Origin of the sequence: Herbidospora sakaeratensis (genome assembly GCF_001570525.1) — a bacterium.
Classification (GTDB): domain Bacteria; phylum Actinomycetota; class Actinomycetes; order Streptosporangiales; family Streptosporangiaceae; genus Herbidospora; species Herbidospora sakaeratensis.
The window spans coordinates 73,679-93,182 of sequence record NZ_BBXC01000027.1 but is presented as its reverse complement, the minus strand read 5'-3'; the positions used below and the strand labels follow the sequence as shown (position 1 = coordinate 93,182).

Genomic DNA, 19,504 nt, shown 5'->3' with positions numbered 1-19,504 from the left:
TGGGATTCCTGCACTCAGCACGTGGCAAATCACCCGTAAACTCGAGGCCGTGGACACGACGCTTTCCGATCCGCTCGTCGGGCATACGCTCGACGGTCGCTACCGCGTCGAGTCCCGGATCGCCCGGGGCGGCATGGCGTCCGTCTATCTGGCTCTGGACGTCCGGCTCGACCGCATGGTCGCGATCAAGGTGATGCACCGGTCGCTCGCGGAGGACCCGCAGTTCGTCCGGCGTTTCATCGGCGAGGCCAAGTCGGTCGCCTCGCTGTCGCATCCCAACATCGTGCACGTCTTCGACCAGGGCACCGACGGCGACCACGTCTACCTGTCGATGGAGTACTTCCCGGGCAAGACGCTGCGGGCGGTGCTCGACGAGCGGGGGCCGCTCGCGCCGCGCGAGGCCCTGGAGATCATGATCCCGGTGCTGGCGGCGCTCGGCAGCGCCCACCAGGCCGGGCTGATCCACCGCGACGTGAAGCCCGAGAACGTGCTGATGACCGAAGACGGCCGGGTCAAGGTCGTCGACTTCGGGCTGGTGCGGGCGATCGAGGGCGGCAACCAGACCCGCTCCGGCGTGATGATCGGCACGGTCGGCTACATGGCCCCCGAGCAGGTCACCACCGGCCAGGCCGACGTCCGCGCCGACGTCTACGCCGCCGGCATCATGCTGTTCGAGCTGCTCACCGGGCGTCAGCCGTTCGGCGGGGAGAGCCCGGTGTCGGTCGCCTACCGCCACGTCCACGAGTCGGTGCCCGCGCCGTCGTCGTTCTCCTACGACATCGCGCCCGCCCTCGACGCGCTGGTGGCGACGGCCACCGCCAAGGACCCGGCCGACCGGCCGCGCGACGCCAACGCGATGCTGGTGGCGGCCGTCGAGGTGCACCGCACCCTGCCCGCCGCCGTGACCGGCCGCCACTCGGCGCCGCCGCGTCCCGCCCAGGTGGAGCAGGCGTTCCACACGGGCTCCCACACGATGATCCAGCCCGCCATCCAGATGCCGCCGACCACGCCGCCGAGGTCGCGGCGCGGGTTCCGGGTCAACTGGGGCATCGTCGCGCTGGCCCTGGTGATGGTGGGCGGCATCGCGTTCAGCGGGTGGTACTTCACGAGCCCGCGCACCGCGATCGTGCCCGACCTGGTGCAGCGCAACGTCGAGGCGGCCCGCCAGCTGGCCGAGAGCAACGGCTTCACCATCAAGATCGCCGAGGGCCGCTACGACGCCAAGGTGCCGAAGGACATGGTGCTGGAGACCAGCCCGGTCAAGGGCGTCGAGGCCGAGCGCGGCTCGATCATCACGATCATCGCCTCGCGCGGCCCCGAGATGGTGGCCGTGCCCAAGGTCGAGGGCAAGACCGAGGCCGACGCCCGGGTCGCGATCTCCGAGGCGGGGCTGAACGTCTCCCGAGTCCGCCGCACCCCGAGCGACACCATCGCGCGCGGCCTGGTCATCAAGACCGACCCCGTCGTCGGCAAGAAGGTCGAGAAGGGCTCCAACGTCATCCTCGCCATCAGCATGGGCCTGCTGCTGCCCGACGTGGTGAACATGCCGCGCGACCAGGCCGAGGCGATGATGCGCGAAAACGGCTTCGACCCGAGCTGCATCAACGAGGTCGTCGACGACACCCAGCAGGGCACCGTCATCGCCCAGGAGCCGATCGCCGGCGCCGAGGTCGACAAGGGCGCCCGGGTCTGCCTGACCGTCTCGCGCGGCCCCGACACCGGCTGGAAGTGGCCCTGGGAGCAGGACCCGTCGGTCGCCGCCCCCGACTTCGTGCCGGTGCCCGACGTCCGCTTCAAGGACGTCAACGAGGCCAAGCGCGAGTTAGAGGCGGCCGGCTTCCGGGTGCAGGTCCACAAGCTGTTCTCCCGGGGCCGTCCCGGCGGCGACGGCGCCGGCAAGCGCGTGCGCGGCCAGAACCCGCTCGGCCAGGTGCCGGCGGGCAGCACGATCAACCTCTGGTACTAGCCGGGCAACTGGCCCAGCAGGCGGAGGCGCGCGAGGCCGCCGTCCGGGTAGATGTCGCACTTCACGTGGGTCACCGGGCGGTCGGCGTCCAGGCGGAAGCGGTGCTGGGCGTCGGGCTGCAGGCGGGTCTTGCCCAGGAGGCTGAACCAGTCGCCGTCGCCGTCGCGGCCCGAGAGCGACACCCAGCCGGGGGCGTTGAAGACCAGGTGGGTGGTGTCGATCTCGGCGACGGCGATCGTGCCGCGCCCGGCCAGGCGGACCACCAGCCAGTCGTTGCCGTCGTCGCGGCGGCGCGCGGTCTCCCAGCCCTCGGCCTGGTGGCGGGCCAGGCCGGGGGCGATGACGTTGTTGGGCGAGCTGTAGAACTGGTTGGAGCAGTCGGTCACCAGGGCGCCGTTGGCGAGCGCGGCCAGGTCGATCGTCAGGCCGTGCAGGAAGCGGGGGTCGGGCACGACCTCGCCGTGCACCCGGAACCGGGCCACTCCCCCGTCGGGGTAGATGTTGAGCCGCACGTGCGTGTAGCGGCCCGGGTCGTCGACGGTGAACTCGTGCTCGCGGTCGCCGCCGAGCGGGCTCCTGGGCAGGATCTCGGTCCAGCCGGTCAGCTCGTCGTACGGCAGCGGCTCGTCGACGGCGCAGGCGTCCACCGAGGCGTAGGGCGGGTAGTTGCCCTTGAACCAGGCGGTGTCGATCACCAGGCCGCGCACGACGCCCGGCAGGCCGAGCCGGACGATCGCCCAGTCGTGCCCGGTGGTGCGCCGGCGGCGGGTCTCCCAGCCGTCGTAGATCTGGCCCTTGGCGCCGAAGTCGTGGGTGTGGAACTGGGCGCGGTGCGGCAGGATCAGCGCCTGGCGTTCGGCGAACGCCTCGTCGTTGGCGGCGATCACCGAGCCGCCGTTGCCGCGCAGGGCCAGGTCGGGCAGGTGGCGGAAGGTCATCGGCTGCCTCTCGTCAGGAACCGGCCGTGGCCGGGGGTCTCACCGCGAAGCCAGGTCTGCCGGACGACGCCCCGCAGCGCCCGGCCCTGGTAGGCGGTCACCGGGTTCTTGTGGGCGAGTTCGCCGGCCTCCACGACGAAGGCCGCCTCGGGGTCGAAGGCCACCAGGTCGGCGTCGGCCCCGGTCTCGATCCGCCCCTTGTACGCCAGCCCCGCGAAGTCGGCGGGCCCGCGCGCCATCCACCGCACGACGTCCCCCAGCGAGTGTCCCCGGGCCGACGCCTCGGTCCAGACGACCGGCAGGCCGAGCTGGAGGGAGGAGATGCCGCCCCAGGCCATGGCGAAGTCTCCGGGGCTCTTCATGTCGGCCGGGCACGGCGAGTGGTCGGAGACGACGCCCATCAGGGTGCCGTCGGCCAGCCCGGCCCAGAGCGCGTCGCGGTTGGCCGCCTCGCGGATCGGCGGGCAGCACTTGAAGGCGGTGCCGGTGACCTCCTCGGCGCTGAGGGTCAGGTAGTGAGGGCAGGTCTCGGCGGTGATCCGCACCCCCTGGGAACGGGCCGCGCGCAGGACGGGGATCGCGTCCCCGGCGGAGACGTGCACGATGTGCGCCCGCGCGCCCGTCTCGCGGGCCACCGCGATCACCGTCTCGATGGCCCGGACCTCGGCGTCGGGGGTGCGGGAGCCGAGGAACTCGGCGTAGGAGGGGCCGGTCGGCTCGGTGAGGGTCCAGGGGTCCTCGGCGTGCGCGATCAGCAGGCCGTCGAAGCGGGCCAGTTCGCGCAGCGCCAGGGTGAGCCCGTTCCCGTCGAGGGCCGGGAACTCGTCGACGCCCGACGGCGACAGGAAACACTTCACGCCGAACACCCCGGCGTCCCAGAGGGGACGCAGGTCGCCCAGGTTGCCGGGGATCGCGCCGCCCCAGAAGCCGACGTCGACGGCGATCTGGCCCCGGGCGGCCTTCTTCTTGATCTCCAGGTTCGGCACGGTCGTGGTCGGCGGGAGCGAGTTGAGCGGCATGTCGACGACCGTCGTCACGCCCCCGGCCGCCGCCGCCCGGGTGGCCGTGGCGAAGCCCTCCCAGTGGGTGCGGCCCGGCTCGTTGACGTGCACGTGCGTGTCGACGAGGCCGGGCAGCAGCGCGACGTCACCGAGGTCGAGCCCGCCGCCGGCATCGTACGGCACCAGCCCCGCGATCCGCCCGTCGACGACGTCGACCCCGAGGGCCCGCACCCCGTCGGGGGTGACCACCCGGCGCGACCGCACCAGAACCGTCACAGATGCTCCTTCACCGCACTCGCGACGAGCCGCTCCAGCAGCGGCCCGGCCTGGGCCATGCAGACGTCGGGGTCGGGTTCGAGGTCGGTCAGCGCGTACGCCGCCTCGATCCCCGCCTTGCGCAGGTCGTCGGCGGCGACGCTGCGCCGTCCGCAGACCGCGACGACCGGCACGCCGTGCCGCATGGCCGCGTTGGCGACGCCGACCGGGGCCTTGCCGCGCAGCGACTGCTCGTCGAGGGAACCCTCGCCGGTGATCACCAGGCGGGCGCCCTCGACGTGGCTCTCGAAGTCGAGCAGGCCGAGCAGGTAGGCGATGCCGGGCCGGATGGACGCGTTCAGGAACGCGAGCGCGGCGAAGCCGACGCCGCCGGCCGCCCCGGCGCCGGGCTGCCCGGCCACGCCCATCGCGCGGACGATCCCGTCGTGCTCGACCGAACCGGTCAGACCGTGGGTGTGGACGGCGACGGCGGCCAGCCGGGCCAGGCCCGTCTCCAGGAGCCTCACCTGCCCGGCGTCGGCCCCCTTCTGCGGGGCGTAGACGGCCGCCGCGCCGTGGGGGCCGAGCAGCGGGTTGTCGACGTCGGAGGCGACGACGTACTCGGCCGTGCCCGCGTCGAAGCCGGACAGGTCGATCGTGGCCAGATCCACCAGGGCGCCGCCGCCCTGGGGCAGGTCCGCGCCGGAGGCGTCGAGGAAACGCGCGCCCAGGGCGCGGGCCAGGCCGGTGCCGCCGTCGGTGCAGGCGCTGCCGCCCAGGCCGAGCACGATCTTGCTCGCGCCGCCCCGGAGGGCGTGGGCGATCAGTTCGCCGGTGCCGTAGCTGGTGGCGGTCAGGGGTTCGAGCCCGCCGGGCAGGCGGCGCAACCCGGACGCCTCGGCCATCTCGACGACGGCGGTCTCGTCCTTGACGGCGTAGGAGGCCCGGACCGGCTGCCCGGTCGGCCCGGTCACCTCCACCTCGACGCGGGTGAAACCGCAGGCCGCGACCGCGTCGACGGTGCCGTCGCCGCCGTCGGCGACGGGCAGGAGCACGACCGGCACGTCGCCGAGGCCGGCGGCGACGCGGTGGGCGACCTCGGGGGCGGTCAGCGAGCCCTTGAACTTGTCCGGTGCGATGACGACGTGACCGACACTGTGATCCTTCATGCCGTCATCATGACCGAAGCAATCGCGCGTGCGCCCGCGCCCCCGCCGCTCCGGCCGCCTCGCCGGAGACGGTCCGCAGATCCCCGTCTTCGACGACGGTCACGCCGTTGACGATCAGCCTGGCCAGCGGGGGCGTCTGGCCGTAGCCGAGCGCCACGATCGGGTCGTCGGCGGCGGCGTACGGGCCGTCGACCCGCCAGACCGCGACGTCGGCCAGCTTGCCGGGTTCCAGGGAGCCGATCTCGGTCTCGCGGCCCAGGCAGCGGGCCCCGCCGAGGGTCGCCATCTCCAGGGCCTGGCGGGCGGTCAGCGCCTGGGGGCCGTAGCGGGCCCGCTGCATGAGCATCGCCTGGCGGATCTCCCCGGCGAGCGGGATGAACTCGGCCGAGCCGGGGCCGTCGACGCCGAGGCCGACGGTCGCGCCCGCCCGCAGCAGTTCGCTGACCCGGGCGATCCCGGCCCCGAGGCGGCCGTTGGACGACGGGCAGTGGGCGGTGCCGGTGCCCGTCTCGGCGAAGCGGGCGACGTCGGCGTCGGTGAGGTGCACGCTGTGCGCGATCCACACGTCGGGGCCGAGCCAGCCGAGCGATTCGAGGTACTCGACGGGGAGCAGGCCGAACTGCTCCTTGCAGTGGTCGTCCTCGTCGAGGGTCTCGGCGCCGTGGGTGTGCAGGCGGACCTTCAGGTCCCTGGCCAGCGCGGCGGCCTGGCGCATCAGGTCGCCGCTGACCGAGAACGGCGAGCAGGGCGCGACGGCCACGCGCACCATCGAGTCGAACAGCGGGTCGTGGTACTTGCGCACCGCCGCCTCGGTCTCGGCCAGGATCTCGTCGAGGGTCTCGACGACCTCGTCGGGCGGCAGGCCGCCCTGGGAGCGGCCCCGGTCCATCGAGCCCCGGCACGGGTGGAAGCGCAGGCCCACCTCGGCGGCGGCCTGGATCTCGGCGGCGAACAGGTCGCCCCGGCCCTTCGGGAAGACGTAGTGGTGGTCGGTGGACGTCGAGCAGCCCGACAACGCCAGCCAGGCCAGGCCCGCCGTGGCCGCGCCGTGCACCACCTCGGCGTCCATCCGGGCCCAGACCGGGTAGCTGGCCACCAGCCACTCGAACAGGGTGCCGTCGGGGGCCAAGCCCTGGGAGGCCCACTGGTAGAGGTGGTGGTGGGTGTTGACCAGGCCGGGGGTGACCAGGCAGCCCCGGCCGTCGACGCGCTCGGCGTCGCCCGCGTACGCCCCCGCGCCCACCGACACGATGCGGTTGCCCTCGATCGCGACGTGGCCGTCGGGGATCTCCGCGCCGACGACGGGGGCGACGTAGGCGTTCTCGATGACGATCACTGACCGGCCTTCCGGCGGGCGGCCAGGCGGACCGCGTCGAGGATCTTCTCGTAGCCCGTGCACCGGCACAGGTTGCCCGCCAGGTGCTCGCGGATCTCGGCGTCGGGGGGCACCCCGTCGTGCGCCGCGATGAGCGAGTGGGCCTGGACGATCAGTCCCGGCGTACAGAAACCGCACTGGACGGCGCCGCACTCGACGAACGCCTCCTGCACCGCATCGAGCTCCCCCGCACCGGAGGCGAGCCCCTCGACGGTGCGCACCTCGCGGCCCTCGGCCTGACCGGCCGCCACCAGGCAGGCGCAGACCGGCACGCCGTCGAGGTAGACCGTGCACGAACCGCACTCGCCCTGTTCGCAGGCGTTCTTCGCGCCGGGCAGGCCGAGCCGCTCCCGCAGGACGTAGAGCAGGCTCTCCCCCGGCCAGACGTCGTCGGCGGTCATTTGCGCGCCGTTGACGGTGACGTGGACCCTCATGACGTCCTCCTGTGTTCTTCCCAGGCCCAGCCGAGCGTGCGGCGGGCCATCACGGCCAGGGCGTGGACGCGGTAGTCGCGGCTGCCCCGGACGTCGTCGATGGGCGCGGCAGCGGCGGCGACGAGCTCCCCGAACCTCCTGCCCACCTCGGGATCGCCGGGGTTCCAGTTCTCGGCCAGGAACGCCTCCGCCTCGACGGCCCGGCGCGGGGTGGGCGCGGCGGAGCCGATGCCGGTGCCGGCCGTCCGCTCGGCGACGTTCAGGGCGAGGCCGAACGAGCAGACCGCGATGACCATCGCGTTCCTGGTGCCGATCTTGGAGAAGTACTGCGGCCCCTGCCTGACCGGCACGTGGACCGCCCGGATCAGCTCGTTGGCGGCCAGGGCGTTGCGTTTGACGCCGGTGTAGTAGTCGCCGATCGGGATCATCCGCAGGCCGTCCACCGACTCGGCCTCGACGATCGCGCCCGTCGCGAGCAGCGGCGGGTGGCTGTCGCCCGCCGGGGAGGCCGCGCCGAGGTTGCCGGCCACGGTGCCCCGGTTGCGGATCTGCGGCGAGCCGACCGTGCGGGACGCCTGGGCCAGACCGGGCAGCCGGTCGGCCAGCTCGGCGATGATCCGGGTGTAGGTGACCCCCGCCCCGATCCTGATGTTGCCGGACTCGGCCGACCATTCGGTCAGCTCGGTCACCGGGGTGAGGTCGAGCAGCGCCGCCGGGCGGCCCTTGTCGAGGTTGATCTCGACCATGACGTCGGTGCCGCCCTGGACCGGCGTCGCGTCGGGCCGGTCGGCCTTCATCCGCAGGGCCTCGGCCCAGCTGGTGGCGCGCAGGAAGTCCATCAGTCCCACGCCCTTCCGGCGGCCGGCGCGTCGTCGCGCAGCACGGCGCCCTCGATCAGGCCGTAGGGGCGGTCGGCGGCGAAGTAGACCTCGCCGTCGTTGGCGAGCCCGAACGGGTCGAGGTCGACCAGGAAGTGGTGCTTGTTGGGCAGTTCGAGGCGGACCTCGCAGACGTCCGGGCAGTCGGTCAGCACCCGGGCGCCCATGGCGTAGAGGGTCTGCTGGAGCGACAGGCTGTAGGTGGTCGCGAAGGCGTCGAGCAGGGCCTCGCGGGCCGTCGCGTAGGACGCCTCCCAGTCGGCGGGGTCGCCGTCGTGCCGCCAGCGGGCGGTCACGGCGGTGGCCAGCACCCGGTCGCGGGTCTCCGGCAGGGTCGTGTACGCGTCCTTGAGGTAGCCCCAGAACTCCGAGTCGGTCGTGTTGAGCACGACCAGGTCCTTCAGACCGGAGACCACGGTGGCCCGTTCGCCGTCGTAGTGGACCAGGCAGGTGCGCGTCTCGCGGCCCTCGCGGACGAAGGAGTGGTCGCCGCGGCGTTCCCAGCCGTACTCCTCGATCTCCACGCGGGCGTGGTGGATCGTGGGCTGCCCGTCGACGAAGTGGCGGGCCAGCAGCAGGGCGAACTCCTCGATCGCGCCGACGCCGTACTTCCCGGCGAACGCGTAGACGGTGTTCTTCTGCGTGTCGGTCGGCAACACGGCCGCGTTGTCGCCGGTCAGGTGGACGTCGGTCATGTCTCCCGAGAGCGACGACGAGACGTTCAGGTCCTTGATCCGGTGGACGCCGCCGTCCCGGGTGACCCGCACGACCCGGGTCTCGGCTTTGCCGTAGCGGTTGGGGCCGAGCGTGAACACTTTCTAACTCCCCCGGTAGGTCGAGTAGCCGAACGGGCTCAGCAGCAGCGGCACGTGGTGGTGCTGATCGGCGTCGGCGATGGTGAAGACGACGGTGACCTCGGGGAAGAACGCGTCGTCCCCCAGGTAGCCGCCGGTGTCGAAGATCAGCCGGTAGGTCGCCGCCTCCAGCGTGCCGGTCCACTCGCGGCCGAGCGGCGTCCACTCCTTGATGCGGCCGTCCTTGTCGGTGCGGGCCTCGGCGAGGGCGACGTACCCGTGGGCGGCCCTGCGGGCCAGCCGCACGTGGACGTCGGCGGCCGGGCACCCGCGCGCGGTGTCGAGCACATGGGTGGACAGGCTCACGGCCCCTCCTCCCAGAGCTTGGCCAGCCGCAGCCGGACGATCTTCCCGAGCTCGTCGCGCACGACCATCCGCTCCTTCTCCGGTACGTTGCCCAGACGATCCTCCAAGATCGCCAGCATCTCCGGGGCCGACCGCCCGGTCGCGCAGACGAGGTAGACGTGCCCGAACCGCTCCTCGTAGGCCGCGTTCCCCTCCCGGAGCCGGTCGAGCACGTCCTGGTCGGCCGCGGCGGCGCCCGACTGCTCGCTGCGCGACCACGCCGACTCCCGGTCGCTCCCCGGCCGCCGGTCGCCGATCCGGGGGTGCGCGGCCAGCGCCTCCTGGACGTCGGCCCAGTTCAGCATGGCCAGCACCCCGTCGCTGCGGTCGAGCAGCCCGGCCAGGTCGGGGTAGGGCCGCCCGGCCACGCCGTCGGCCCAGCGGGCGGACGCGCAGCACGCCAGCAGGTCGTCGCGGCTCGGTTCACGCATGGTCGCCAGTACACATCGCGGCCCCGCCCGAATCCAGCAGCGGGAGCTCCCAAAGCCCCGTCCATGAGCGGCCGATGGTTTGTACGTTGCCACAAACCGGCGAAACCCCCGGGTAACCTGAAGCCACTATGAGCACTGGAAACGCGATCGGCGGCCACGTCCTGGTAGCGGGCGGGCTGGCCACCGGCGGGCTGAAGTACGCCGCCGAGATCGGCGCCGAGATGGCCCAGGTCTTCGTCACCAACCCGCGCGGCTGGGCTCTGAACGAGGGCAACCCGGCCGAGGACGCCAAGCTGCGCGCGGCCGACCTGCCGGTCTACGTCCACGCCAACTACCTGATCAACTTCGGCTCGCCGACCGAGGCCACGCTGGAGAACTCGATCGCCTCGGTCCGCCACACGCTGCGGCGGGGCCACGAGGTCGGGGCGCTGGGCGTGGTCGTGCACACCGGCTCGGCGGTCAGCCAGCCGCGCGAGGCGGCCTTCCGGCAGCTGCGCGACCAGTTGCTCCCCCTGCTGGAGGAGATCCCCGACGACGGCCCCGACCTGCTGCTGGAGCCGATGGCCGGGCAGGGCCAGATGCTCTGCGCGACCGTGCAGGACCTCGGCCCCTACCTGTCGGCGCTGGAGTGGCACCCGAAGGCGGGCGTCTGCCTCGACACCTGCCACGCCTTCGCGGCCGGCCACGACCTGTCGACCCCCGAGGGCGTGCGCGAGACGTTCGACGCCCTCCACGCCATCGCGCCGGGCCGGCTGAAGCTGATCCACGCCAACGACTCCAAAGACGTGCTCGGCGCGAAGAAGGACCGCCACGAGAACATCGGCGCCGGGCACATCGGGGCCCAGGGCTTCGCCGAGATCATGCGCCACCCGGCGGTGGCCGGGGTGCCGCTGTGCATCGAGACGCCCGGCAAGGCCGACAAGCACCGCGAGGACATCGACCTGCTGAAGAAGCTGCGCGGATAGCGGGCGGATCCGGCCGTCCCCCGAACGACCGGATCCGTGACGGCAACCTTATTTCCCAGGTCAGCGCCACACCGGCTGATCACGACAGACGGCGTGTCAGGCGCGACGAGCGGTCAGCCGCTCGCGGACCTCGCGGGTGTGCCGCCGCGAGACCGGCAGCGTCTCGGTGCCGACCAGCAGCAGCGCCCGCCCGTCGGCGAACCTGAGCTCGCTGACGTGCCGCGCGTTGACCAGGGTGCTGCGATGGGCCCGGATGAACCCGGCGGCCGCCCACCGCTGCTCCAGCGCCGCCATCGAGGTGCGGACCAGGAACCCGCCCTCGGCGGTCCGCAGCCGCACGTAGTCGCCCCGGGCCTCGGCGAACCAGACGGCGCCGGGGTCGATGAACCTGGTCCGGCCCCCCAGCTCCACCGGGATCGAGTCCAGGGCGGCCTTTCTCCTCAAATGATCAAGTTCTAGCTGGTCGGACAACCACCGGGCGGCCTTCAGGAGGTCGCAGGTCGTCGCACGGGCGGGGTGGCCGGGCTCGACGGTTCCCAGGTCGGCGGCCGGGCTGACCGATCGCGAAGCCGGGCGGTGAACCACCAGCGCTCCCACCACCGCGCCCATGATCGTCAGGGGCAGTGCGCCGCTCGAAGGCCTGCCCCGCATGGCGGCCATCGCGGCCTCCCAGCCGTCGGCCCGGCCCGCCAGGACCTCGGTCGCGGAGGTGATCGTCAACGGCGCGCCGACGGCCCGCTCCAGGTGGGGCAGGGCCGCGCGGGCGGCCTCGGGGGTGAGCCGGAAGGGCACGTCGAAGCAGCACACCCGGGCGAGACTAGACCTCCCGGCCGGGCTAGGGCGGGCCGTCGCCCGGGTCCTCCTGGTATGAGTAGCGCTGCTCGCGCCAGGGGTCGGCGACGTTGTGGTAGCCCCGGTCCTCCCAGAAGCCGCGCCGGTCGTCGGTCAGGTATTCGATGGCGCGCACCCACTTGACGCTCTTCCAGGCGTACAGATGCGGGACCACGGCGCGGACCGGGTGGCCGCGCTCGGGGCTGAGCGGCTTGCCGTCGAGCTCGGTCGCGAACAGGGTCGTGTCGCGGTCGAAGTCGCTCATGCGGACGTTGGCGCTGTAGCCGTACTCGGCCCAGATCATCACGTGGGCGACGCCCTCGGCGGGCGGCACGGCGGCCAGGAACGCCGAGGCGGGCACGCCGGTCCACTCGTTGCCCATGATCGAGAACTTGGTCACGCAGTGGAAGTCGGCCAGCACCGTCGAACGCGGCAGCTGACCGAAGTCGTCCCAGGTCAGGAAGTGCTGCTCGCCGGACGCGGTGGCGCCGAAGATCTGCAGGCGCCAGGTCGCGGGCCGGAACGTCGGCACCCTTCCGTAGTGCATCACGGGCCTGCCGCGCGGGACGTACTGCCCCGGGGGCAGCCGGTTCTCCTCCTCGGGCGTCTCCGGCACCCGCCCATCCTGTCACCCGCCCCGCGGTGCGCCCGCATCAGGGTTGTGCGATATATTTCGACCATGCTCGGCGCATTCTCGTTTTGGTATGGCGACGGACCCGTGAGGACCGCTCGCCATGAGGTTGTGCGCTAGCAGCCAAAGGCGGTCGAAAAGCCCCGGGTCCGATCTAGGACCCGGGGCTTTTCGCGTGTTAAGGAGACATCATGGTCATCGTCATGGCCCCCGAGGCCACCCAGGAAGACATCACCGACGTCGTCGCGCTCGTCGCGTCGGCCGGTGGTGAGGCGTTCGTGTCCCGCGGCGTGAGCCGCACGATCATCGGGCTGATCGGCGACGTGGAGCAGTTCGCCAGCCTCAATCTGCGCGGTCAGCGCGGCGTCGCCGACGTGATGCGCGTGTCCACCCCCTTCAAGCTCGTGAGCCGCGACAACCATCCCGTCCGGTCGACGGTCAGAGTGGGCGGGGTGCCGATCGGGCCCGACACGGTCACCCTCATCGCGGGGCCGTGCGCGGTCGAGACGCCGCAGCAGACGCTTGAGGCCGCCCAGATGGCCAAGGCCGCCGGGGCCACCCTGCTGCGCGGCGGCGCCTTCAAGCCGCGCACCTCGCCGTACGCCTTCCAGGGCCTCGGCGAGCAGGGCCTGCGCATCCTGGCCGACGTCCGGGAGAAGACCGGGTTGCCCATCGTGACCGAGGTGGTCGACGCCCACGACGTGCCGCTCGTGGCGTCGTACGCCGACATGCTGCAGGTCGGCACCCGCAACACGCAGAACTTCGCGCTCCTGCAGGCGGTCGGCGCGGCCGGGAAGCCGGTCATGCTGAAGCGCGGCATGAGCGGCACGATCGAGGAGTGGCTGATGTCGGCCGAGTACATCGCCCAGCGCGGCAACCTCGACATCGTGCTCTGCGAGCGCGGCATCCGCACCTTCGAGACGGCGACCCGCAACACCCTCGACGTGTCGGCGGTGCCGGTGGCGCAGCGGCTCTCCCACCTGCCGGTGATCATCGACCCGTCCCACTCGGGCGGGCGGCGCGACCTGGTGCTGCCGCTCACCCGGGCGGCGGTCGCGGTGGGCGCCGACGGCGTGATCATCGACGTCCACCCGCACCCCGAGCAGGCGCTCTGCGACGGCCCGCAGGCCCTGGTCGACGGTGACCTGGAGGAGCTCGCCTCGATCATGCGGGACTTCGCCCCGCTGATGGGCCGCACCCTGGCCGGTGAAGCGGTCGCGGTGTAGCCTCCGCCCTCGTGGCGTTTTCGGGGGATCTTCTTAGAAACAAGAATTTCGTCTTACTGCTCGGTGTTCAGACGTTGTCCGTGCTGGGCGACGCGTTCTCGACCGTGGCGGTGCCGCTGCTGGCGCTGCACGCGACCGGGTCCGTCGCCCAGATGGGCGTGCTCACCGCGCTGACGGGCGTCGCCTCCGTGGTGACCGGCACCTTCGCCGGGGGCCTCGTCGACCGGTTCGACCGGCGGCGCGTGCTGGTCGTGTGCGACGTCGGCCGGTTCCTCCTGTACGGCCTGATCCCGGTCCTGTGGTGGCTGACGCCGGTGATCTGGCCGCTCTACGTGATCGTGCCGCTGGCGGCCGTGCTCGGCATGGTCTTCAACGTCGCCTACGTGACCGTGCTGCCGTCGATCGTCGACCAGGGCGACATCACCCGCGCCAACGGCATCCTCTACGGGATCTTCGCCGTGGCCGGGGTGGCCGGCCCGGCCCTCGCGGGCGTGGTCTCGGGGGCGTTCGGCCCCGCCGCGGCGATCGGGCTGGATTCGGTGACCTTCCTGGTCTCGGCGTTCGGGCTGCGGTTCATCCGGCTGAGGCCGTACCGGAAGGAGGAGAGCGGCGGCCGGCTGGCCGGGGCGCGGTTCCTGCTCGGGAACCCGGTGCTGCGGACCATGACGATCCTGCTCACGGCGCTCATCTTCCTCACGGCCGGCCTCGACGACCTGGTCGTCTTCCACCTGAAGCAGAACCTGGAGCAGCCCGACGCCGTGGTGGGCTACGTGCTGGGCGCGGGCGCGATCGGCACGATCATCGGATCGGCGGCGGTGGCGCGGGTGCGCGGACGGCTGGGCTTCGGCCCGACGTGGTTGTCGTCGACCACGCTCGCGGGGCTGGCGGTGGTGGCCATCGCGTCGTCGCCGGGCGTGGCCGGGATCGGGGCGCTGATGGCGCTGTTCAGCCTGGCGATCACGGTCGGCGCGATCTGCTCGATGTCGCTGCGCCAGGAGATCACCCCGGCCCACCTGCTCGGCCGGGTGACGGCGGCGTTCTGGACCATCCACTTCGCCCTGGGGCCGCTGGGCGCGACCCTGGCGACGTGGACGGCGGCCGGGCAGGGCGTCGGGCCGGTCGTGGCGGTGATGGGGGCCGGGCTGGTGCTGACCGCGCTGGGCGGGGCGTTCAGCCCGGTCAGGCGGTCAGGACTCTAGCTTGTAGGCCTGGATCGAGTCGGCCAGCTGCACCGCGAGCTCCTCGGCGTCGAGCCGCTTCTCGATCAGCTTCAGGTCTTCGATCTTGGCGGCCAGCTCGGGCTGGCGGGAGGCCAGGATCGTGCAGCAGTCTTCGTCGGGCAGCTCGGAGATGGCCAGCGTGCCGATGCGGCGGGCCTCGGCGATGACCTCCATCTTGTCGAGCCCGATCAGGGGCCGCAGGATCGGCAGGTCGGTCGCGCTGTCCTGGGCCGCGATGTTGGCCATCGTCTGCGACGACACCTGGCCGAGGGAGTCGCCGGTGATCAGCGCGGTCGCCTTGTGGCGGTGGGCGACCTCCTCGGCGGTCTTCAGCATCAGGCGGCGCTGGGCGATCATCGCCAGGCGGTCGCTGCCGGAGGTGCGGATCGACTGCTGGGCCTTGCCGAACGGCACCACCCACAGGCGCGAGCGGCCCTGGAAGGCGTCGAGGCGGCGGACCAGGGCGTAGGCCTTGTAGATCGACTCGGTCGTGGTGAACGGGATGCCGGAGAAGTGCAGGAAGTCGACCCGCAGGCCGCGGCGCATCATGCGGTAGGCGGCCACCGGGGAGTCGATGCCGCCCGACAGCAGCGCCAGGCCCCGGCCGCTGGTGCCGACCGGGAGGCCGCCCTGGCCGGGGCGGTTGTCGACGTAGACGAAGACCTCGTCGCGGTCGACCTCGATCGAGACGGTGAGCTCGGGGTTCTTCAGGCTGACCGGCAGGCCGTAGGTGTCGTTGATCTCGCTGCCGACGTGCCAGTCGAGCTCGGCCGAGGTCATCGGGAACCGCTTGTCGCGGCGGCGCGAGCGGACCGCGAAGCTGGCCTTGCGGGCCACCTCGGGGGTCTCCCTGACCAGTTCGAGGGCGGCCTTGGTGACGACCGAGGGGTCTTTGGCGACCCGCCAGGCCAGGTGGACCAGCACGATGCCGGGCACCTCGCTGACCCGCCGGGCGACCGCCTCGGCGACCTCGACGCCGGTGCCGTCGGGCAGGAACAGCGCGATCACGCCGTGGCGCTGGCGCAGGTCGATCTCGAAGGCCGACAGGGCGTGTTTGATGTTCGCGCGCAGCCGGACCTCGAACTGCTCCCGGTTCTTTCCTTTCAGGACGATCTCGCCCAGTTTGAGCAGCACACAGGGCTCACCCAGAGCGGTCATGGTCATGGTGATGGTCCTTCGGGAAACGACTGGCGGGAACCTTTTAACTCTAGTCGAGGTCCGCCAGACCTTTTTCGATCGCGTAGCGCACCAGCTCGACGCGGTTGTGCAGCTGGAGCTTGCTCAGGGTGTTCTGGACGTGGTTCTGGACCGTCCGGTGCGACAACACGAGCCGTTCGGCGATCTGCTTGTACGACAATCCCTTCGCCACCAGCCGCAGCACCTCGGTCTCGCGGTCGGTCAGCCTTGGGCCCTCCTCGGCGGCCTTCGGCTGGGCCGCCAGGCGGCGGTACTCCCCCAGCACCAGCCCGGCCAGGCCCGGCGTGAAGACGGCGTCGCCCTGGGCGGTGCGGGCCACCGCCTCCAGGAAGTCGGCCTGGCTCGCCGACTTCACCAGGTAGCCCGACGCGCCCGCCTTCACCGCCTCCAGCACGTCGTCGTGCTCGGCGCTGGCCGACAACACCAGCACCTTCGGCGGGTGGTCGGAGGCCCCGAGGCCGCGGGCCACCTCGACCCCGGGCAGGTCGGGCAGCTGGAGGTCGAGCACCACCACGTCGGGCCGGACGGCCGCCGCCACCCGGAGCGCCTGACGGCCCTCGCCGCAGGTCGCCACGATCTCGTAGCCGGCCTCGGCGAGGTCGCGGGCCACGCCCTCCCGCCACATCGGGTGGTCGTCGACGACCATGACGCGCACGCTCATGGCGCCACGATAACCATCTCGATCTCGGTGCCATCAGGGGAGGAGACAATCGTGACCCGGCCGCCCAGAGCGGCCACCCGGCCCCTGATCGACTGGGCGACGCCCAGCCGGCCCAGCCGCTCGGCCTCCTCCAGGCGGCCCTCGGGGATGCCGGGGCCGTCGTCGCGGACGGTGATCGTCACGGCGCCGTCCTCGGCCTCGACGAGGATCCACGCGCGGGTGCCCTCGGGGCAGTGCCGGCGTACATTGTCGAGCGCGTTGGCGACGGCGGCCGACAACTCGGCGACCGTCTGGGAGGGCAGGTCGACGGGGGTCGCGGGGGTGGCCACGGTGACCGTGGGCGAGGCGTGGCGGCGGACCGCCTCGTTCAGGTCGGCCGTCTCGGCGCTGAAGGGCCGGGGCGCGGTCCGGACCAGCTCGCGCAGCACGGCCTCCTGCTCACCCGCCAGGCGGCCCAGCTCGGCCGCCTCGCCGCCGATCTCGGCGCCCCGGCGCTGGACCAGGGCCAGGACCTGCAGGACCGAGTCGTGGATGCCCCGGGCCAGGCGTTCGCGTTCGCGTCCGGCCGCCTCCAGCTCGACCGCGCGCTGCATGCGGGCCTCGGCCTGTTTGGCCAGGCGGGCGACGTGGCCGATCACGACGCCGGCCAGGAACAGCAGGACCGCGCCGTTGACCGGCACGGTGTTCAGGTCGAGCACGCCGACCCCGCGCAGCCACACGTCCAGCACGGCGATGACGGCGGCCGCGGCGGCCCCGGCGCGGCGGCCCGCGTAGACCGCCCAGGCGACCACGGGGGCGGCCACCCAGGTGGCGGTGATCGGCATCGCGCCGTGGGGCCCGTCGAAGCCCTGGACCCAGATCGACGACAGCAGGCAGGCGGCGGTGACGACCAGGTCGGCGGTCAGCAGCGGCCAGCCGCGCAGGCGCTCGCGGGAGTAGGCGTAGGTGGCGAACACCGTCCAGGCGGTCATGAGGACGAGCACCGACCAGGCGGGCCCGGGGTTGCCGTACGAGTCGGCCTCGACGACCAGGACCGCGGCGTAGCCGAGAGAGCAGAACCGGTAGACGGCGATGGCCCGCCAGAACGGCGTCTCGATGGTCATTTCGGTCATCGTACGACTACATAACGAACGTCACATGAACTCCTGAAAGGGACAAAGGGCGCGGATGGAGCGGTGCAATAATTTTGTTGCAACCACAACGAGGAGCACGTATGTCCCATATCAATCACTTCTCGCACGGAGCGTTGACTCCTCTCCTCGCCTACCTGATGTCCGTCGTCGGCTCACTGCTCGGCCTCATCCTCACGTCCCGGGCACGCTCGGCGCAGGGCGCCTCGCGGTACCGCTGGCTCGCGGGCGGCGCGCTCGCCATCGGCGGAACCGGCATCTGGGTGATGCACTTCATCGCCATGATGGGCTTCGACGTGAACAGCGAGATCCGCTTCAGCGTCGGGCTGACCGCCGTGTCCGCCGTCGTGGCGGTCGGCGTCGTCTACGGGGGGCTCCACGTCGTCTCGCGGGGCGACGGGTTCCCGCGTCTGCTCGCGGGCGGCCTGCTGGCCGGCACCGGCGTCGGCGCCATGCACTACATCGGCATGTTCGCGATGAGCATGTCGGGCACCCTGACCTACGACCCGGTGATGGTGGCGCTGTCGATACTGATCGCGATCGTCGCGGCCACCGTCGCCCTGTGGTTCACCCTGAAGGTCGAGGGCCCCCTGGCCACCACCGGCGCCGCCCTCATGATGGGCGTGGCCGTCACGGGCATGCACTACACCGGCATGTACGCCCTCAGCGTCGCCCCCGGCGCCAACGTCCCCCAGGGGGCGCGCGCCATGGACTTCCTGCTGCCCCTGATCGCCGGCATCAGCCTGATCACCGTGGGCCTGCTGCTCGCGATCCTGCTCTCGCCCTCGGCCCGCGAGATGCGCGAGGACAGCGAACTCCTGGAGCGCCTGCAGCAGCGCAGGACCACCCCGGCGATGCCGCCGCAGCCCGCGCCGCAGCGCAGGCCGGACGGCGACGACCTGTTCACGCCGCGCAGGTGACCCCGCGCGGCGCAGCAGGAGAAGATCTTTAGCCGAAGAAGACCTCGGCCTCGGCGTAGCGGTGCACGGGCACGGTCTTGAGCTCGGCCGTCGCGGCGTCGAGGCCGTTGCGCACGATCTCGGTGCCCTGGAGGCCGACCATCTTGCCGAAGTCGCCCTCGTGGACGGCGTCGATCGCGGCCAGGCCGAAGCGGGTGGCCAGCACGCGGTCGTACGCCGTCGGGGTGCCGCCGCGCTGGATGTGGCCGAGGACCGTGGTGCGGGCCTCCTTGCCGGTGCGCTTCTCGATCTCCTGGGCGAGACGGTCGCCGATGCCGCCGAGGCGGACGTGGCCGAACGCGTCGAGCTCGCCGGCCTGCAGCTCCATCTGGCCGTCGATCGGGTGGGCGCCCTCGGCGACCACGATGATCGGGGCGTAGCGGGTCTTGAAGCGCGACTCGACGTACTCGCAGACCTTGTCGATGTCGAACGGCTTCTCGGGGATCAGGATGACGTTGGCCCCGGCGGCCATGCCGGCGTGCAGCGCGATCCAGCCCGCGTGGCGGCCCATGACCTCGCAGATCAGGGCGCGGTGGTGCGACTCGGCGGTGGTGTGGAGGCGGTCGATGGCCTCCATCGCGATGTTCACCGCGGTGTCGAAACCGAAGGTGTAGTCGGTCGCGTTCAGGTCGTTGTCGATCGTCTTGGGCACGCCCACGACGTTCACGCCACGGTCGAACAGCTGCTTGGCGACGCCAAGGGTGTCCTCACCGCCGATGGCGACCAGGGCGTCGACGCCCTGCGCGGCAAGGTTCTCCTTGATGCGCTCGACGCCGCCCTCGATCTTGATCGGGTTGGTGCGCGAGGAGCCGAGGATGGTGCCACCGCGCGGCAGGATGCCGCGCACGGACTGAACGTCGAGGGGCATCGTGTCGCCCTCGAGCGGGCCGCGCCAGCCGTCGCGGAACCCCACGAACTCGTGACCGTAGACCGTGACGCCCTTGCGGACCACGGCCCGGATCACGGCGTTCAGACCGGGGCAGTCGCCGCCGCCGGTGAGCACTCCAATACGCATGTCGGGTTCCTCCATATGAGATA

The 19,504-nt window shown here is 72.1% G+C and carries 20 protein-coding genes; 5 read left to right on the top strand and 15 right to left on the bottom strand.

What is annotated here, in order from left to right; all coding sequences use genetic code 11:
• Window positions 1-49 precede the first annotated feature (49 nt).
• Window positions 50-1,966, top strand: coding sequence for a Stk1 family PASTA domain-containing Ser/Thr kinase (gene pknB / locus AW271_RS36295; RefSeq protein ID WP_062342559.1), 1,917 nt, complete (start codon window positions 50-52; stop codon window positions 1,964-1,966).
• Here the strand turns inward: pknB and alc are convergent.
• The 9 genes from alc to uraD are packed head-to-tail and all read right to left on the bottom strand — an operon-like array spanning window position 1,963 to window position 9,646.
• Complete coding sequence (alc, locus tag AW271_RS36290; protein ID WP_062342557.1) at window positions 1,963-2,904, bottom strand: allantoicase; 942 nt, start codon at window positions 2,902-2,904, stop codon at window positions 1,963-1,965. The two genes, pknB and alc, sit on opposite strands and share 4 nt — an antisense overlap.
• Window positions 2,901-4,181, bottom strand: a complete 1,281-nt coding sequence (gene allB, locus AW271_RS36285) for an allantoinase AllB (protein WP_062342554.1) — start codon at window positions 4,179-4,181, stop codon at window positions 2,901-2,903. Before allB ends, alc begins: the two co-directional genes overlap by 4 nt.
• Complete coding sequence (locus tag AW271_RS36280) at window positions 4,178-5,329, bottom strand: glycerate kinase (RefSeq protein WP_062342553.1); 1,152 nt, start codon at window positions 5,327-5,329, stop codon at window positions 4,178-4,180. The genes allB and AW271_RS36280 overlap by 4 nt, the downstream gene beginning before the upstream one ends.
• Before the next feature lie 7 nt (window positions 5,330-5,336).
• Window positions 5,337-6,665 (bottom strand): 8-oxoguanine deaminase, encoded by a 1,329-nt coding sequence (locus tag AW271_RS36275; protein WP_245653369.1) that lies wholly within the window; start codon window positions 6,663-6,665, stop codon window positions 5,337-5,339.
• Window positions 6,662-7,138 carry a (2Fe-2S)-binding protein gene (locus tag AW271_RS36270; protein ID WP_062342552.1) on the bottom strand — a complete coding sequence of 159 codons (477 nt, stop codon included), beginning with the start codon at window positions 7,136-7,138 and terminating at the stop codon, window positions 6,662-6,664. Before AW271_RS36270 ends, AW271_RS36275 begins: the two co-directional genes overlap by 4 nt.
• Window positions 7,135-7,977: an FAD binding domain-containing protein gene (locus AW271_RS36265; protein ID WP_062342551.1), complete on the bottom strand. Its 843-nt coding sequence runs from the start codon at window positions 7,975-7,977 to the stop codon at window positions 7,135-7,137. The genes AW271_RS36270 and AW271_RS36265 overlap by 4 nt, the downstream gene beginning before the upstream one ends.
• On the bottom strand, window positions 7,977-8,831 hold the full coding sequence (pucL, locus tag AW271_RS36260; RefSeq protein ID WP_062342548.1) for a factor-independent urate hydroxylase: 855 nt from the start codon (window positions 8,829-8,831) through the stop codon (window positions 7,977-7,979). Before pucL ends, AW271_RS36265 begins: the two co-directional genes overlap by 1 nt.
• A 3-nt stretch (window positions 8,832-8,834) precedes the next feature.
• Window positions 8,835-9,176: a hydroxyisourate hydrolase gene (gene uraH / locus AW271_RS36255; RefSeq protein WP_062342546.1), complete on the bottom strand. Its 342-nt coding sequence runs from the start codon at window positions 9,174-9,176 to the stop codon at window positions 8,835-8,837.
• A complete protein-coding gene (gene uraD / locus AW271_RS36250; protein WP_062342545.1) occupies window positions 9,173-9,646 on the bottom strand; it encodes a 2-oxo-4-hydroxy-4-carboxy-5-ureidoimidazoline decarboxylase in 474 nt (157 codons plus the stop codon). Before uraD ends, uraH begins: the two co-directional genes overlap by 4 nt.
• 128 nt (window positions 9,647-9,774) lie before the next feature.
• On the opposite strand from uraD, the gene AW271_RS36245 reads away from it, so the two are divergent.
• Complete coding sequence (locus AW271_RS36245) at window positions 9,775-10,611, top strand: deoxyribonuclease IV (protein WP_062342544.1); 837 nt, start codon at window positions 9,775-9,777, stop codon at window positions 10,609-10,611.
• Window positions 10,612-10,707: 96 nt separating this feature from the next.
• On the opposite strand, the gene AW271_RS39220 is transcribed toward AW271_RS36245, so the two are convergent.
• Together AW271_RS39220 and AW271_RS36235 are read right to left on the bottom strand one after the other, a co-directional pair.
• Complete coding sequence (locus AW271_RS39220) at window positions 10,708-11,418, bottom strand: LytR/AlgR family response regulator transcription factor (RefSeq protein WP_245653368.1); 711 nt, start codon at window positions 11,416-11,418, stop codon at window positions 10,708-10,710.
• A gap of 28 nt (window positions 11,419-11,446) precedes the next feature.
• Window positions 11,447-11,989 carry a molybdopterin-dependent oxidoreductase gene (locus tag AW271_RS36235; protein WP_083977754.1) on the bottom strand — a complete coding sequence of 181 codons (543 nt, stop codon included), beginning with the start codon at window positions 11,987-11,989 and terminating at the stop codon, window positions 11,447-11,449.
• Between the two features lie 275 nt (window positions 11,990-12,264).
• Here AW271_RS36235 and aroF point away from each other — a divergent pair, with 275 nt between their 5' ends.
• Complete coding sequence (gene aroF / locus AW271_RS36230; RefSeq protein ID WP_062342541.1) at window positions 12,265-13,299, top strand: 3-deoxy-7-phosphoheptulonate synthase; 1,035 nt, start codon at window positions 12,265-12,267, stop codon at window positions 13,297-13,299.
• A gap of 11 nt (window positions 13,300-13,310) precedes the next feature.
• Window positions 13,311-14,498 (top strand): MFS transporter, encoded by a 1,188-nt coding sequence (locus tag AW271_RS36225; RefSeq protein ID WP_157554998.1) that lies wholly within the window; start codon window positions 13,311-13,313, stop codon window positions 14,496-14,498.
• Here AW271_RS36225 and thiI read toward each other — a convergent pair.
• From thiI to macS, 3 genes are read right to left on the bottom strand one after another with little or no spacing between them, the layout of a single operon-like run.
• Entirely contained in the window at window positions 14,487-15,683 is a 1,197-nt protein-coding gene (gene thiI, locus AW271_RS36220; protein ID WP_062342540.1) for a tRNA uracil 4-sulfurtransferase ThiI, read from the bottom strand. The genes AW271_RS36225 and thiI overlap by 12 nt on opposite strands.
• A gap of 43 nt (window positions 15,684-15,726) precedes the next feature.
• Window positions 15,727-16,377: a response regulator gene (locus AW271_RS36215; protein ID WP_062342539.1), complete on the bottom strand. Its 651-nt coding sequence runs from the start codon at window positions 16,375-16,377 to the stop codon at window positions 15,727-15,729.
• Window positions 16,374-17,480 (bottom strand): MacS family sensor histidine kinase, encoded by a 1,107-nt coding sequence (gene macS / locus AW271_RS36210; RefSeq protein ID WP_062342538.1) that lies wholly within the window; start codon window positions 17,478-17,480, stop codon window positions 16,374-16,376. Before macS ends, AW271_RS36215 begins: the two co-directional genes overlap by 4 nt.
• Window positions 17,481-17,590: 110 nt before the next feature.
• On the opposite strand from macS, the gene AW271_RS36205 reads away from it, so the two are divergent.
• Window positions 17,591-18,427 carry an MHYT domain-containing protein gene (locus tag AW271_RS36205; protein WP_062342537.1) on the top strand — a complete coding sequence of 279 codons (837 nt, stop codon included), beginning with the start codon at window positions 17,591-17,593 and terminating at the stop codon, window positions 18,425-18,427.
• 28 nt (window positions 18,428-18,455) lie between these two features.
• On the opposite strand, the gene AW271_RS36200 is transcribed toward AW271_RS36205, so the two are convergent.
• Window positions 18,456-19,481, bottom strand: coding sequence for a 6-phosphofructokinase (locus AW271_RS36200; protein WP_062342535.1), 1,026 nt, complete (start codon window positions 19,479-19,481; stop codon window positions 18,456-18,458).
• Window positions 19,482-19,504: the final 23 nt, after the last annotated feature.

Bases quoted from the DNA above. Each gene is read 5' to 3' on its own strand.
- alc (WP_062342557.1), bottom strand. From the start codon at position 2,904: ATGACCTTCCGCCACCTGCCCGACCTGGCCCTGCGCGGCAACGGCGGC.
- AW271_RS36280 (WP_062342553.1), bottom strand. From the start codon at position 5,329: ATGAAGGATCACAGTGTCGGTCACGTCGTCATCGCACCGGACAAGTTC.
- AW271_RS36270 (WP_062342552.1), bottom strand. From the start codon at position 7,138: ATGAGGGTCCACGTCACCGTCAACGGCGCGCAAATGACCGCCGACGAC.
- AW271_RS36265 (WP_062342551.1), bottom strand. From the start codon at position 7,977: ATGGACTTCCTGCGCGCCACCAGCTGGGCCGAGGCCCTGCGGATGAAG.
- uraD (WP_062342545.1), bottom strand. From the start codon at position 9,646: ATGCGTGAACCGAGCCGCGACGACCTGCTGGCGTGCTGCGCGTCCGCC.
- AW271_RS36245 (WP_062342544.1), top strand. From the start codon at position 9,775: ATGAGCACTGGAAACGCGATCGGCGGCCACGTCCTGGTAGCGGGCGGG.
- AW271_RS36235 (WP_083977754.1), bottom strand. From the start codon at position 11,989: ATGCACTACGGAAGGGTGCCGACGTTCCGGCCCGCGACCTGGCGCCTG.
- aroF (WP_062342541.1), top strand. From the start codon at position 12,265: ATGGTCATCGTCATGGCCCCCGAGGCCACCCAGGAAGACATCACCGAC.
- thiI (WP_062342540.1), bottom strand. From the start codon at position 15,683: ATGACCATGACCGCTCTGGGTGAGCCCTGTGTGCTGCTCAAACTGGGC.
- AW271_RS36215 (WP_062342539.1), bottom strand. From the start codon at position 16,377: ATGAGCGTGCGCGTCATGGTCGTCGACGACCACCCGATGTGGCGGGAG.
- macS (WP_062342538.1), bottom strand. From the start codon at position 17,480: ATGACCATCGAGACGCCGTTCTGGCGGGCCATCGCCGTCTACCGGTTC.
- AW271_RS36205 (WP_062342537.1), top strand. From the start codon at position 17,591: ATGTCCCATATCAATCACTTCTCGCACGGAGCGTTGACTCCTCTCCTC.
- AW271_RS36200 (WP_062342535.1), bottom strand. From the start codon at position 19,481: ATGCGTATTGGAGTGCTCACCGGCGGCGGCGACTGCCCCGGTCTGAAC.